The sequence below is a fragment of the Chitinophaga pinensis DSM 2588 genome (assembly GCF_000024005.1).
Taxonomy (GTDB): Bacteria; Bacteroidota; Bacteroidia; order Chitinophagales; family Chitinophagaceae; genus Chitinophaga; species Chitinophaga pinensis.
In genome coordinates, this window is sequence record NC_013132.1 from 130,975 (window position 1) to 145,721 (window position 14,747).

11 protein-coding genes are annotated in these 14,747 nt (G+C 45.5%); 4 read left to right on the forward strand and 7 right to left on the reverse strand.

Going from position 1 to position 14,747, the window contains the following annotated elements; all coding sequences use genetic code 11:
- Positions 1-51: 51 nt before the first annotated feature.
- A complete protein-coding gene (locus CPIN_RS00510; RefSeq protein ID WP_222838176.1) occupies positions 52-732 on the reverse strand; it encodes a YoaK family protein in 681 nt (226 codons plus the stop codon).
- A gap of 151 nt (positions 733-883) precedes the next feature.
- On the opposite strand from CPIN_RS00510, the gene CPIN_RS36175 reads away from it, so the two are divergent.
- From CPIN_RS36175 to CPIN_RS00530, 4 genes are all read left to right on the forward strand, one after another.
- Complete coding sequence (locus tag CPIN_RS36175) at positions 884-3,307, forward strand: PAS domain-containing sensor histidine kinase (RefSeq protein WP_052306711.1); 2,424 nt, start codon at positions 884-886, stop codon at positions 3,305-3,307.
- A 56-nt stretch (positions 3,308-3,363) separates the two neighbouring features.
- Complete coding sequence (locus CPIN_RS00520) at positions 3,364-4,605, forward strand: multidrug effflux MFS transporter (RefSeq protein ID WP_245552069.1); 1,242 nt, start codon at positions 3,364-3,366, stop codon at positions 4,603-4,605.
- An 88-nt stretch (positions 4,606-4,693) separates the two neighbouring features.
- Complete coding sequence (locus CPIN_RS00525; RefSeq protein WP_044217534.1) at positions 4,694-5,446, forward strand: hypothetical protein; 753 nt, start codon at positions 4,694-4,696, stop codon at positions 5,444-5,446.
- A 68-nt stretch (positions 5,447-5,514) separates the two neighbouring features.
- On the forward strand, positions 5,515-6,576 hold the full coding sequence (locus CPIN_RS00530) for an ATP-grasp domain-containing protein (RefSeq protein ID WP_012787790.1): 1,062 nt from the start codon (positions 5,515-5,517) through the stop codon (positions 6,574-6,576).
- 1 nt (position 6,577) lies between these two features.
- Here CPIN_RS00530 and CPIN_RS00535 read toward each other — a convergent pair whose 3' ends face one another.
- The 6 genes from CPIN_RS00535 to CPIN_RS00565 all read right to left on the reverse strand — a co-directional run bounded on the left by CPIN_RS00535 (position 6,578) and on the right by CPIN_RS00565 (position 14,693).
- Positions 6,578-6,934, reverse strand: coding sequence for a hypothetical protein (locus CPIN_RS00535; protein WP_012787791.1), 357 nt, complete (start codon positions 6,932-6,934; stop codon positions 6,578-6,580).
- 167 nt (positions 6,935-7,101) lie between these two features.
- Positions 7,102-7,398, reverse strand: coding sequence for a hypothetical protein (locus CPIN_RS00540; RefSeq protein ID WP_012787792.1), 297 nt, complete (start codon positions 7,396-7,398; stop codon positions 7,102-7,104).
- A 27-nt stretch (positions 7,399-7,425) separates the two neighbouring features.
- Positions 7,426-7,911, reverse strand: coding sequence for a hypothetical protein (locus tag CPIN_RS36180; protein WP_012787793.1), 486 nt, complete (start codon positions 7,909-7,911; stop codon positions 7,426-7,428).
- 508 nt (positions 7,912-8,419) lie between these two features.
- Entirely contained in the window at positions 8,420-9,865 is a 1,446-nt protein-coding gene (locus CPIN_RS00550; protein ID WP_012787794.1) for a sigma-54-dependent transcriptional regulator, read from the reverse strand.
- A 1-nt stretch (position 9,866) separates the two neighbouring features.
- Positions 9,867-11,963, reverse strand: coding sequence for a histidine kinase dimerization/phosphoacceptor domain -containing protein (locus tag CPIN_RS00555; protein WP_012787795.1), 2,097 nt, complete (start codon positions 11,961-11,963; stop codon positions 9,867-9,869).
- 405 nt (positions 11,964-12,368) lie between these two features.
- On the reverse strand, positions 12,369-14,693 hold the full coding sequence (locus CPIN_RS00565; protein ID WP_012787797.1) for a histidine kinase dimerization/phosphoacceptor domain -containing protein: 2,325 nt from the start codon (positions 14,691-14,693) through the stop codon (positions 12,369-12,371).
- Between the last annotated feature and the right edge of the window lie 54 nt (positions 14,694-14,747).

The following is a 14,747-nucleotide window of genomic DNA, read 5'->3' on the forward strand; positions in this document are numbered from 1 at the left end:
AAAGCATAAGTTAACAAAGATCCACACACAAGCGACCGCAGCTGAATATGTTTATTTAAAACTTTTCAACATCCGGTGCAGTATAACCGGATATACATCATACAATAATATTGTAATCAGCACCAATGGGATAACAAAAAAAGTAGCCATACCGATCATATTGAATAACAATCCTCCCAAAATCCCCCCTCCAATGAAGAACCCGATTACCGTCAGACGGATATAAATCTTTTCCCTCAATGCACGCGTCTTTTCCGCATGCGGATGTACCAGCTCCGACAATTCAGACGCCAGGTCAGTCACCATCCCCGTCAGGTGAGAAGTCTTGATTAATCCGCCAGAAATCCTGGATACCAATCCATTCTGGAGCCCCATGCAAAACAGCACGGCGCCGGTGGCCGCCTCCCGCTGAAACTCACTGCCATTATATACATCATTCCCATAAACCGCCACACCCAACAGAATGACGATTTCCAGTATAATCGGCATACCATGCGCAAAATAAGTGCTCTTATAATCGAAAGACCTGACAATAAAATTGGAGATAAATGCCCCGAAAAAGAACATGAATAACCAGTAAGCGACCGTATACACTTCTGCCATATTCTGCTCCGTAATCTTCCCCGCCAATGTCGCCACATGACCGGTAATATTGGATACAAACGAAAGAAAAGCCATCACACCTACCACATTTGTCATGCCTGCCACAGAGGCCGTTGACGAGGCCAGCATCAGATTTTTTTTAAGGCTTCGCTGCCCGGGTATTTCACGTAACATATAAATAATTCGGGGTTTGAGATTGTTGATGGTCTGGACAATAGTAATGCCAGTATTTTTCCATTATCTTTATTTCACGAACACGCCAAGCCACGTTCCTGATACTATGAGCAGCACCGCAAATGAGCAGACATCCCTTCATCAGCATGACGAACAGCATGAACGTTCCGGAGACGCAATCCGGTTGGAGGCACTACTACAACAGCAGACGGATGTAATGGAAATGCTGTCGGCAGGCATCCCCTTGCAGGATATACTTACACAGATCATTACCTGGATACAACAAACTGACCAGGAAATAATCGCCAGCATTTCATTGGCTGGTCAGGCATCCACACATATGGGTACAGCCTGCTGCACCACTCCGCTGACAGGAAAACAAGGAAATGCCCTTGGAAGTTTTGAAATCAGCTATAAATCCGGAAGACAACCGACTCCCGCAGAACTGCATTTCATTCGCCTGGTCGCCCGCACCATTGTGATGGCGATCGAACATTCGCAGCAAAGCGTACCAACTGTAACACAAACCGCCAATGCGCGGCCTGCCACACCCGAATCTGCTGCTGAAAGGGAAAACTTCTATCAGCTGCTCATGGACACACCGGCAGTTATTGCCGTACTCAGCGGTCCGCAACATGTATACATGCTGGCGAATAAGCTGTATATGGAAACGATCGGGATCGATCGTAATATCGTAGGTAAACCGATCCGGGAAGCCCTCCCCGAACTGGCAGATCAGGGGATCTTTGAACTACTGGACGACGTATACCGCACAGGACAACCATTCATCGGTCACGAAATAGAAGTAGGTCTCGACCGTAAAGGCACCGGTGAAAGGGAACCCGTATTTTTCAACTTTATTTACCAGCCTATCCGCGACGCGGAAGGAAAGGTGATACAGATACTCGTACACGCCATCGATGTTACGCCTTCTGTCATGCAGCGCAGAAAGGCAGAACAAAGCGAACAACAATTCAAAAGTTTCGTCGCCCATTCCCCGACACCTATTGGTATATACGTAGGGAAAGAACTACGGATCCAGACTGTCAACGATGCCATCCTGCAAGCCTGGGAAAAAGACGCTTCCGTGGTCGGTAAAACCTTCCGTGAAGCAATCCCCGAATTGGAAGGACAGCCATTCTTCGACATCCTGGACAGGGTTTATGACACCGGCGAAACATACGAAGCCGTAGAGGAAAAGGTCATGCTGATGCGGGACGGCATACTATCGCCTACCTATTACAACTTCACCTATAAGGCGCTCCGGGATGAACAGGGAGAAATCTATGCGGTTATGAATACCGCTATGGAAGTAACCGAACAGGTCAAAGCACGGCAAAAACTGGCGGAAGCAGAAGAGAACCTGCGGAATGCTATTGAAGTAGCAAAACTGGGTGACTGGAAAATAAATCTGCAGACCGGGGAAGTCGTCCTCGCTGATCGCATACAGCAATGGTTTGGCGCCTCACCTGGTGAAACCATCACTATTGAAGAAGCCACTGCCTGCATCACCGACCCTTCTATTCTGACCAACGCCCTTGAACGTGCGTTACAACCTGGCGCTGACAGGATGATCAATGTCGACTATGAAGTCACGAACTTCAGAACAGGTGAAAAACGGGTCATGCATACCTCCGGAAAAGTCTTCCTGGACGATATCAGCCAACCCTATATGATCATTGGGATCACCCAGGACGTCACCGAACAGCGGCAACGGCAACAGGAACTGGAAAGACTGGTCAATGAAAGAACCCGTGCACTCAGCATCGCCAATATCGAACTGAAAGAAGCGAATAAGACCCTGGAAAGAGTCAATAACAACCTGGAACAATATGCCTACGTGACCAGTCATGACCTCCAGGAACCACTGAGAAAAATCAAAATATTCTCCGACATCCTGCAGAATAGAACGGATCATACAGCAGATATCTTCACCCGCAAATACCTGAATAAAATTGACGCGTCCGTCAACAGAATGATGGCACTCATCAATGACCTGCTGAATTTCTCCCGACTGGATAAAGCCGAAAATACCTTTGTCCCCACTGATCTCAACCTTATCATAGAAGATGTAAAAGAAGATTTTGAACTTGCTATTAAAGAAAAAAAGGTAATTTTGAATGTCTCGCCCCTGCAGCAGATAGCTGCCGTACCTCTACAAATACGGCAACTCTTTTTTAACCTTGTTGGTAACGCTATCAAATTTTCCCGGCAGGACCTTACTCCAATCGTCAATATCAGCGGCCGCTCCGTACCCGCAACAGAAATTTCCACGCATCCACAGTTGAATCCATCATGGAAGTGGTATGAAATCATCGTGAGCGACAATGGTATCGGCTTCGAACAACGTTATGCAGAGAAGATCTTTACCATCTTTCAACGACTACATACCCGCGACGTCTACTCCGGTACCGGCATAGGTCTCGCTCTTTGCGAAAAAGTGGTCAGCAACCACCACGGAAAGATCTATGCCAAAGGAATAGTCAATGAAGGCGCCAGCTTCCACATCCTTATTCCTATCACGCGATAGGGAAATTGGGATTTCCCGATATGTTTAAATAGCTTTGCACTCTCAAATACTGATTAATGGAAACAACAATGCCAGCCCGGCAGTATTGGTCCCTGATTTTAATCCTGGGAACCATGACCGCATTAGGGCCATTTTCAATAGATATGTATCTGTCCGGATACCAGGCCATCGCAGAAGACCTGCATGTCCCTACAGAACGCATCGGGTTATCACTCGCCAGTTACTTTATCGGTATCTCTGCGGGACAATTACTATACGGCCCCTTACTGGATCGTTTTGGCAGAAAGAAACCGCTTTATGCCGGACTGATCGTCTACCTGATCGCCTCTGCAGGATGTATTGCGGCAAGATCACTGGAGTCTTTTGTACTCCTGCGCTTTATTCAGGCCATCGGTAGCTGTGCGGCGGCTGTAGCCTCTGTTGCCATGGTACGCGACTTATTCCCGATAAAAGACAGTGCAAAAGTTTTCGCACTACTTATGTTAGTAGTAGGCGCCTCTCCTATGCTGGCTCCGACCATTGGTGGCTATATTACAGCTGCCTGGAACTGGCAGGCTATCTTTATCGTATTGGGTGGGATGGGGTTACTGCTGATGATCGCCTGCTTTGCCTTTCTGCCTGAAAGCCATCAGCCGGATACTTCCATGTCACTGAAACCGGGTCCTATTATCAACGGATTCTGGGCCGTGATGCGGGAACCACAATTCTATACCTATGCACTGACGGGTGCATTTGCATTCTCCGGCCTGTTTGTATATGTATCGTCTTCCCCCGTGGTATTCATGAATATCTTCCGTGTATCTGAAACACATTTCGGATGGATCTTCGCGGGATTATCCGTTGGGTTTATCGGTTCCAGTCAGCTGAACAGTCTGACCTTACGCTATTTCCGCAGTGAACAGATCATCCGTATTGCACTGATAGGACAGGCACTGATCGGTATCGTTTTCTTTGCCGGCAGTTACCTGGGATGGTTCGGACTGACATCGACGATTATTATGTTATTCCTCTATCTGAGCTGTCTGGGATTTGCCAATCCGAATGCGTCTGCACTGAGTATCGCACCGTTTAAGAAAAATGCAGGTACCGCAGCGGCACTGATGGGCGCATTACAGATGGGTATCGGCGGACTGGCTTCCACCGTGGCCAGTTTGTTCCATGCAACATCTCCTGTTCCTATGACCATGCTGATGGCAGCAACAGCACTGATATCAGTTGCTATATTGTTCCTGGGAGGATTACGTATTACCAATCCCGTTTTCCTGCATGATGGCGGCGATACGGTAGTACTCCACTAAAAGAACTGTACATAAAAAATATGACTATACATGAACGGCCATGATCATATGGCCGTTCTTTTTTATCTTAGCCCCAGCCATATATCCTATGAAAAAGTTTATCATATTCCTGCTTGTCATATTCAGCTTTCAGTGTAACCGTCACTCTGCCAACAGGAACTTCGACCTGAAAATCAATGTTGATGCCGGTACTTATAAATACACCAGCCATCCGGTTACGGAAGAAGAATTTCATGTCCTGAAGCAGAATATTGCCAAAAGCTGGGACCAGGAACTGATCAGATCCGGCAGTCCTATTTCCGAGGGGGAAAAAGAAATCGCCAACCTGATGCCTGCCAGGTATAACATACAGGAATATATCAGGATTGTGAATGAAATGGAAACCTTCCGGAAAGAACTGGTACCACCGGGCGATTACCTGAAAAAGACAGCTCCAACCCAGGAAATAGCTATCCTGGAATATAACAAGGTATTTGCACCATTACTGAATGAGTGTGCCGGTGAGCCAGTAAACTACAGCGATCTGATTATGACATCCATGAAGGACATACTGGCGGATAATCATCTTAAACTGGAAGTCTGCTATGGATTCAAACAACTATCCACATTTGAGATCAAGTACACGATCTATGCTAAACTGAACAACATGCTGCATACCATTACCTTTTCCAATACGAAAGGATGTATGCCCGATAATCACGCCATTTACCTGCTGCTGAATAAGGTGCTGATGAGTACTGAAATGAAGGAAAGGCTGGTCAAATATGAAGATCATAACAGCCTGGTATTTGTGCAACCGGCCCGTTATGAACGCCTGGGCAGACGACTTGCCCAACCATAAATACCCGTACCTGCACTGCTGTGAGGAGATTGTATTTTTCTTTACATTCACGTTTTAAACAGTTGACCATGTCAGTAACCGGTACCCCAGTCGCACTGCTCTATCAGGCGCAGCAACCACCAGCCAGGAACGGCATTTTGAAACCTATGAAGCCCGGAGGTTATTCAGACAGCGGAGCGGATATTGCCTATGCACTGCGTGAAAAACAAGTACCGGTCAGCACTCCTGTGATCCATCCCCAGCTGATGATCGACCTTGACTGGGTATTTCCCGATACGGAGGCGGGTATACTCCATGCACTCTCAAAAGGCGCCCAGGTATTATGGCTGAATACCATCCTGTATAACGGCCATCCGGTAGAAGCATTTCTGAAAAAAGGAATCGCCGCTGTCGGACAATTACCCCGCAATACTGATCTTTACGATGACAAATGGACCACCAATAAACTCCTGCAAAAAAACAACCTCCCCATTCCACCAGCCATCCTGATCAACAAAGACAATCTGCACGATTACCAGCTGCATTTTTCCTTTCCGGCAGTAGCGAAACCTATCCGTGGCAGAGGCAGTGACGGCGTGCAGGTCGTAGATACAGCAGACGGGCTGCATAAGGTACTTAAAGAGATGTTTGCGGAAGATAAATACGGTACCGCCGTATACGTAGAAAAGTTCCTTCCTGGCAGAGAAGTGACCATTACAGTCATGCCACCAGGTAAATATATGATCAGAGATATCTGTCAGGAAAAGATCAATTACTGGAGTTTACCACCGGTAGAACGTTTCAATCACGAGGATGGCGTAGCACCTTATAATGGCACTGTCGCTGTTGTCAACAACAGCAAGGTACTGGACGATGCACAGCTGCAATCGCCTGCTATCATCACCTTATGTAAACAATGTGAATCTGCTGCGGCATTAGTCGGAGCAAAGGCTCCTGTGAGAATTGACTGCCGCCAGGATGAACAGGGACGTTATTTCCTGTTTGACCTGAATATGAAACCTAATATGACCGGCGCTTCCCGTCCGCATAGGATGGACCAGGATAGCCTGTCAGCATTGGCAGCCCGTAAGATAGGCTGGACCTTTGCCGATCTGCTGGAAAATATGCTACGCCAGCAATGGCGGATGTAGTTTAACGGACGGCACTCATTAAAGGCTGTTCCTGTGACATGTTGACCACGTTAGACGTACGTAATTTCCTGAATAAACTCACCAGATCCTGTAATGCCAGTTCCTTAATGTTTTTAAAACACTGTTCATGCGCCTCTCTGGTCGTTTCCAGTATATGATAATAGTTCCGCACATTACGAAAGGTCAGTAATAATAACTTGGAAGTCATTACATCCTTTTCACCCCGCTGATTTGCGAGATGCCTGGAAGTCAGCAAGGTACCGGTATTCATTAATACCAACCTCAATTCAAACAGACTACCGGTATTCTTATACTGTATAGTCTCCAATTGCGCTCTTATCTGTAGGAGTTCGTACATACTATATATATCGGATAAAAGTAATTTCAAATATTACACCAATCCACAGACATGTACGATTCTTTAAAATAAAAGATATAAAAAGTCAAACAATGGTTAAAATAACATCACCACGAGCGAACCCTTCTTTGCAACAATTGTCGACAAACGACCACGCACCGGGGAGCCTATCTGATCTTCAACTTCTCCAGCATTTCCTCACTCAGGGTATCTGCAGAGGGACCATAGGCAGTCACTAACACGCCTTTTACGCCATCCGCTGAAGCTATTGCATACACTGCCGCTTCATCAGAGGGATCCGTATCGCCTTCGTACCGATAAACATCTACAATATTGAATTCACTAAGTGCGATCTTATGCACTCCATTCACCAGGTAATTCCCTTCCAGGTTAAAATCAACCGTAAATCCCTGGCTTTTCAAGGCATTGATTGCATTAGCGACAGTGTCATAATGATGCTCCATAAACGTCTATTTTGAATGAGTGAAAAACTAGTTTACTCTGCCGCGCCCTCGTTTCCAGTCAGCCCGTATTTTCTGCAGCTTTACCACATACGCTGACAACAATAACAGTTCAAGTCCCAGTGGCGCAAACACATGTGCCGGACCAAAATAATTATAGATCATCACAAATAAACAGACCAGGATACCCACCCATCCATCTGCAAGACCTATATCTACCGCCCATTCCTTCTCTGCGAGCAGTCCGAAGGCAGCAATCCCTTTCAATATAAAAAGCATGGTAATCACTAACATGAGAAATGAAGTGCGATCAGCACTTTCCAATCCATAAAGGGCCACTCCCGGATCGCTGTCTGTCAGAAACATATATGGATAACTGAATACACCCAGGATACCGGTCACGACAAAAACCGCACTGAAAAACTTCAGCCACCAGGTCAGCAATTCTTTTCTGCGGGGGATCATTAATTCTTCCAGATCATTCAACTGGTCAGCTATGATTGACTTGTCTTTCATTATCGGAGGGATTGTGGGTTATGTAGCAAATATACGAACTGCGTCCCTTCGGCCCTTACGAAAAAAAGGACCGTTCCTGGAGAGAAACGGCCATTAACAATCAAGCTCCACTGTATGAATAAAAGGAAGGATATACGCTTTAATATCTTCAGCTTTTCACTTTTAGTTAGCAGTCCATAGTCGATAGACTATAGTTCATAGCAAAACACGGGTGTTTGTATGTCCTGTCTTTTAACTATGTCCGATTAAGCTTTTATTCGTTCTATGTGCGTTGTGCCACCTGAACTATTGCCTATCGTCTACAGACTGCTCCCTATCCCCTATAAGCTAATAATTGCCGACTATCTTCACTTAAAACCTTGCAACTGTTTCTTCGACTATTCTGCTTATTTAATCCACGCTGTTGTTTCTTTTTATTCGCTTGCTGATTCTGTTACAAATCTACTTACACAGCGCCCGAAAGTCAATTGCCTAATCAACTCTTCTGTTGTACTTTTTATGGAGAACTTTATAATGTATGTCTTTTTACAATACCGAGTTTTTTCATCTTTGATGCCAGGGTAGATGGCGGCAGATTCAATAGCTCTGCGGCTCCGCCTGGACCGGATATCTTATGATTACACTTTTTCAGTACAGTAAGTATGTGTTCCCTTTCTAATTCCACAATTGTTTTAATATCTGTTTCAGTAGACACAACGGTTGTTTCTTTCTTCACACTCACAGGCAGTATCACTTCTCTGATAATACTTTCGCGCGACAGTAATACACTTCTTTCAATGAGGTTCTGTAATTCACGCACATTACCCGGCCAGGCATAATCCATCAGCTGTCTTAATGCAGCAGGCGCTATATCTGATACTCCTTTACCTGTTGCTGATGCGTATAAGCGTATGAAGTGAGCAATCAGCAAAGGAATATCATCTCTGCGCTCGCGCAATGCAGACAGCATGATAGGGAACACGTGTAACCGGTAATAGAGATCCAGGCGGAAACGTCCTTCTGCAATCTCCTTTTCCAGATTACGGTTAGTTGCGGCAATGATGCGTACGTTCACCTTTATAGGCCCGTTACCGCCTATTCTTTCTATTTCTTTTTCCTGTAATACACGCAGTAATTTCACCTGCAGATCAGCCGGCATATCGCCTATTTCATCCAGGAAAATAGTACCGCCATCAGCACGTTCAAACTTACCGATCCTCTTTTCCAGCGCACCGGTAAAGGCCCCTTTTTCATGTCCGAATAACTCTGATTCTATCAGGTGTGTAGGCAATGCCGCACAGTTTACCTTGACGAATGGTTTGGCTTTACGGGGAGAGAGGTGATGAATACAATTTGCCACACCTTCCTTACCTGTGCCTGTTTCTCCCAATACCAATACTGAAGTATCCAGCGGCGCCACCTGACGGATCAGTTCAAACACACGCTGCATAGGAATACTGCTGCCAATAATGCCCTCAAAATTAGGAATAGGAGGCACTACTTCCTTCTTTACTTCCGGTACCGGCGCCTGCTGTACAGGTAATGCAGGTAACCGCAGATCATCGGACTGTGATACAATGCCTGGTTTTACCTTTAAAACACGATGATGTTCATAGCGGTAACGGGCAATGTCCAGCGTTACCAGCAGGTCTTTTTCCCTGAATGGTTTCACAATAAAGCCATAAGGCTGGGTCACCTTTGCAGCTTCCAGCACCTGTCTGTTGCAGTTAGCGGACAGATACACAAAAGGTATGTTATGTTTATTCAGTTCAACCGCCAGGTCAATGCCTGTCTGGTCGCCCTTCAGATAGATATCCAGTAATACGAGATCAGGTCTTTCCACGTCGATAATCTCCAGTGCTCTGTGTACAGAGCGGGCGACGCCTGATACCTTATATCCCGCTCTTTCCAGCGTTAATCGTATATCACCTGCTACAATCAGTTCGTCCTCTACGATCATGATTTTTTCTTCCATACTACGCAGTTTTATTTACTAATTTCAGTAAGCCGGGAATCGTTTCCCTATTATGTTGTGGTTTAAATATTACGATGACGCTTACGCCATCTTTGTTTGTCATGGATAGATGACCTTCCAGTTGTTCTGTCAGGGTTTCCATTAATGTAATTCCCATAGATGCACGCTTCCGTATCTCAAAATCAGCCGGTAGTCCTGTACCATTATCCTTTACAGACAGCAGCAGATAATTTTCCGCCACATAATTGAGCACCACAGTGATGACGCCTTTTCGTCCTTCGGGGAAAGCGTACTTGCAGGCGTTTGTGATGGCTTCGTTCAGGATTAATCCGACAGGCACCGCCTGATATACTTCGAGGTATACGTTTGTGAGATGCAAATCAAATGAAATCTGATGTAATCCGTCGAAACTGTCTCTAAAATATGCAACAAGTTCCCGGATATATATATCCATATCCAGTTCTGCTGCATTATCTTCCTGATATAATTTCTGATGAATCAGGGAGACGGCCTGCATACAGTGCCGGCTTTCCCGGATTGCAGCCCGCGCTGACTGATCATCTACATTGGCTGCCTGTGTATTTAACAGACGTACAATGATCTGAAGATTATCTTTCGCCCGGTGATGTATTTCCCGGATCAGCCATTCTTTTTCTGCCACCAGTTTCCGCTGCCGGTTGACCAATACATTCAGTGACTGATGCTGCTGATTAATCTCCCGTTGTTGCAAAGTTAAGTCACGATTGAGACGTTGTTTCAGCTGATAACGGTTATATCCCAACACCAGCATCAGCACCAGCATAGCCGTACCGCCGATAATCATATTCCCTTCCAGACGTGCACGTTCCAACGCAGACTGCTGCAACAGCCCTTCCCTTGTCAGCAGCTGAATGCTTTTTTCCTTCAGCTGCAGATCATGGTCTTTACGTTCCGTCTCATACTGCAGTTGCAATTGCGCGATCTGGTGACTTTTTTCTTCTCCATAGAGAGAATCCTGCAATAGTTTATATTGCTTGTAATAGTCAATGGCAGCCGGGAAATTACCTAGTGCAGAATCTGCGCGGAAAAGATACGCGTAATCGTTCAACAGTTCATAAGCATATCCGCCACGCCGGCAATATTCTTCGTAGGCGCGCGCATAATACCGCAAAGACGTATAATCGCCTATCGCCTGATAATAGTTCAATAGTGCTACATATACGACGTCCTGTATATAATTATAGCGATCAAACTTACTGGATAAGTTCAGCAGTTTTTTCACATATACATCTGCTTCATCGTATCGTACAAGACTGACATAACTGATGCATAATCCTGCCGCGAAAGTGATCCTGTCCTCATCATAAGTAAGCGGATATCTTTTCTCTGTGGATGTCAGTATATCAATCGCTAATCCGGATTGACCCAGCCGCCAGTAGGTACTGCCTATATTCGGGACCAGCGTCAATATGGATGCAGTATCCTTCCACTTATATGCAATACTCAATGATTTGTTGAAATATATCAACGCCTTGTGATACTCCGCCAGGTGGTATAAAGTCAGCCCAAGCCTGTTGTAGATAGTACATAACTGCAAACTGGAATCCTGTTGTGCTTCTGCTGTGCGGACGGCCAGAAAACCATACTTCAATGCCACATCGTAATGCGCCTTTTGCCCATTTACATTTCCCAAAAGATCATAGATGCCCTGCAAAGCGGTATACCCTATTTCCTGATAGATAGCAAGGGCTGCTAACAATTCTGTTTCAGCCGGCACCAGTGCTCCCTGGTGATTATGACAATCTCCCAGGATCTGTAATGCGTCTGCTTCCTTCCGGCGGTTTAGCGACTTACGGTAAAGCCGGACAGCCTGCTCATAACAGCCAATACGCTGCGCCAGTTCTTTCTCTGAATAGATGTTATAGTCCAGCGCCACTTTCATCCAGGCGTCTGCTATACCCTCGGTAACAGGATAGTGCACTGGTTCAGGCAGTGAAAATAGCGACAAGGTATTTTGTTGTGCGGATGTATGATCCGTCCAGATGCAAAACAGTACACAACAGCACCAGCGTAGCATTTTCCGGTAAAAATTGATATAGTCCCCCATGGTGTCAGGCATAGTCTGAGATTTCCTGCTCCAGTACTCCCGATCCGGTAAAAGCTTGTTTCTCCTGGTATGTAAAGTTGACTGTAATTATTACACCGATCCTGCTCTCTATGTTCAATATCCCTTGCAAATGTTTCCATGAAGTACGTATCAAGTCCACCTTTTCTCCGGCAGACAGCCCTATGCTGTTCCGGACAACATATGGCAATAAATATCCTGCAACGCTGTAGGGAAGCATCTGAATTTTACTTTTAATGTTGTTTTCTTGTTACGCTAAGGATCGGTTTGTCAGCAATTGTTATTTCTCAAGAAATGGCTGTTGGCTTAATTGTATGATTGACAGCTGAAAATACGATATTTTTTTAAGACCGTATAGACCACCAATAACATAGGGATAAATCATCATTTAAGATAATTTTAAGACATGATCCCGTAGGAGGACGTCAGTGTTGATTCCGCTGTTTCTTCTGTTGATTCAGGCTCCTGATACCTGAAGTTGACTGTTATTACCACACCATTTTCACTCTGGATATCCAGGGCGCCATCCAGTTGTTCACTCAGGGTGTGCATCAGCATCAGTCCCATTGATTTTCCGACACCTGTGACAGCATTCATCGCAAATCCTTTACCGTTATCTGCTATCACCAGTGTAAGCTGATTCAGTCCGGTAAATTTCAGGGAAATCAATATAGTACCATTATCAGTAAATGCGTATTTGATCGCATTGGTAATCGCTTCATTCAGAATCAGTCCGATAGGCACCGCCTGCGACACATCCAGCTTTACAGGGGCTATCTGCATATCAAACCGGATCCTGCTGGCGCCTGTAAAGCCATCCTGCAGGAAATGGATCAGTTCGTGAATATAGACGTTGATATCGATCAGGGCCATATTTTCTGACTGATAGAGTTTATGGTGAATCAGGGAAATCGCCTGCATCCGAAAACGGCTCTCCCTGATCGCATTCAGGGCGTCTTTGTCATCCAGGAAAGCCGCCTGTGTATTCAACAGGCTCATAACAATCTGGAGGTTATTCTTTACCCGGTGATGAATCTCTTTTACTAACCATTCCTTTTCTTCCAGCAGTTTATGTTGTGAGGAGATCAGCGCCTGCAGGGAGAGATTCTGCTGATTAATTTCATCCTGCTGTACCTTGAGCTGACGGTTACTACGTAGTCGCAGCTGGTAACGGTTATACCCCAGCAAAAGGACGATGATCAGCATGACTGCCCCCAGAATGATCACATTCCGGGTGAATCTGGCCCTTCTTAATTCTGCTTTTTGCAGCTGACTGTCTCTGGTCAGCAATTCTATACTTTTCTGTTTTAGCTGCAGGGCCTGGTCTTTCTTTTCAGTATCGAACTTTACCTGTAGCTGGTTAAGCTGACTGGTTTTCCTGACACTGAACAACGAATCGCTATAAAACTTATACAACTGAAAATGCCGGATAGCAGCAGCTAAATCTCCTCTGGCAGAATCTGCTTTGTACCACAAACGATAGTTTCTTACCTCCGGGCCCAGCATGTTATATTTCTTTGTGATATAACCTACTTCTTCACATTCGCGGATCGTCTTTTCATATTGTTTTGACACATAATAGAAGGTCGCAGTAGCAGTCAGCAGGTGAAATCTCCCTATATCGTTCCGGTCCATAGTTTTCTCTGTTTCAACGATCCTGGCGATATAAGGGCGTGCTGCGTCCGCTTTGTCCTCTGCCAGATATGCGTGTACCATGGCTACCTCCAGCAATATTTTAGGCCGGGCCCCTGCCGGAGGGAAAAAGCGCTCTTCCCGCTTCAATACACGTAAGGCGGCAACACCGTTTTTAAGGCGGATATAGGAGTTGGCAAGATTACCGGTGATATATTGCATGGAGGCAGTATCCTTCAGTTTTTCAGCAATCGTAAATGCTTTATTGTAAGCATCGACTGACTGTTCAAAAGTCTCCATCTCATAGTACATCATACCCAGACCATTATAGGCCGTAGACAGCGACTGTGTCGTATCACCAACTGCTTCTATGTCTTTAATGGCCCGCAGCTGGTAGTCAAGGGCCGTGCTTAACTCGCCGGTCGATCTGTATGCCAGTCCGAGGAGATCATATACAGCACCCAGATGGGTATAACCGATCTTCTTATATACTACTTCTGCCTGGTGCAAGAGGTCAATCGCTCTGTACATATCCGGGATACCGATTACATAGTCGGCCAGTAAGGTAAGTGTCTCTGCCTGTTTCTTGTGATTACCTGTTTTTTCATACAGTTTAACCGCCATTTCCTGATCATGTATGGCTTCCGGTAAGTTTTCTGCATCCTCATAAGAAATGTATCTTGACAATTCGACATATGCATCTCCCTGGTATTCATCCTGGCCGGCACGTTGAAATAGCTTTTGCGCCTTCCGGGCATATTCATTCCCTCTTGTCTGTTCTCCTTTTTCCCTGAATATCTTGGAATAGATCATACAGGCCTGTCCCTGCCAGCCGTCATTTTGCTGTTTTATACCGGCATTGAGTATCTTATTAGCGCATAGAATGCTGCTATCTAAATCTTTTGGCAATATGCCGGGTCTGTTAATGTATTGTTCTCCCCAGGTAAAAAGCTGTTTAATATCCTTTTCGTCCGGCTTTTCCTTCATCAGCAAGACGCTGAGCTGTTTATCCTGTAGTGGCGTCTTATCCTGTGCAACACATTGCAAAACACCTATTGTTACTAAACAGATAAGCAATAGTAACCTGTTCATAAATCGTTTTTTAGTACATCTGTTTCCACTGACAGACCCCATGCTGTCTGTACA

Excerpts from the sequence above, each read along its gene's own strand:
- CPIN_RS00540 (WP_012787792.1), bottom strand. The coding sequence starts at position 7,398 with ATGGAGCATCATTATGACACTGTCGCTAATGCAATCAATGCCTTGAAA.
- CPIN_RS00510 (WP_222838176.1), bottom strand. The coding sequence starts at position 732 with ATGCTGGCCTCGTCAACGGCCTCTGTGGCAGGCATGACAAATGTGGTA.
- CPIN_RS00520 (WP_245552069.1), top strand. The coding sequence starts at position 3,364 with ATGGAAACAACAATGCCAGCCCGGCAGTATTGGTCCCTGATTTTAATC.
- CPIN_RS00565 (WP_012787797.1), bottom strand. The coding sequence starts at position 14,693 with ATGAACAGGTTACTATTGCTTATCTGTTTAGTAACAATAGGTGTTTTG.
- CPIN_RS36175 (WP_052306711.1), top strand. The coding sequence starts at position 884 with ATGAGCAGCACCGCAAATGAGCAGACATCCCTTCATCAGCATGACGAA.
- CPIN_RS00530 (WP_012787790.1), top strand. The coding sequence starts at position 5,515 with ATGTCAGTAACCGGTACCCCAGTCGCACTGCTCTATCAGGCGCAGCAA.
- CPIN_RS00555 (WP_012787795.1), bottom strand. The coding sequence starts at position 11,963 with ATGCCTGACACCATGGGGGACTATATCAATTTTTACCGGAAAATGCTA.
- CPIN_RS00535 (WP_012787791.1), bottom strand. The coding sequence starts at position 6,934 with ATGTACGAACTCCTACAGATAAGAGCGCAATTGGAGACTATACAGTAT.
- CPIN_RS00525 (WP_044217534.1), top strand. The coding sequence starts at position 4,694 with ATGAAAAAGTTTATCATATTCCTGCTTGTCATATTCAGCTTTCAGTGT.
- CPIN_RS00550 (WP_012787794.1), bottom strand. The coding sequence starts at position 9,865 with ATGGAAGAAAAAATCATGATCGTAGAGGACGAACTGATTGTAGCAGGT.
- CPIN_RS36180 (WP_012787793.1), bottom strand. The coding sequence starts at position 7,911 with ATGAAAGACAAGTCAATCATAGCTGACCAGTTGAATGATCTGGAAGAA.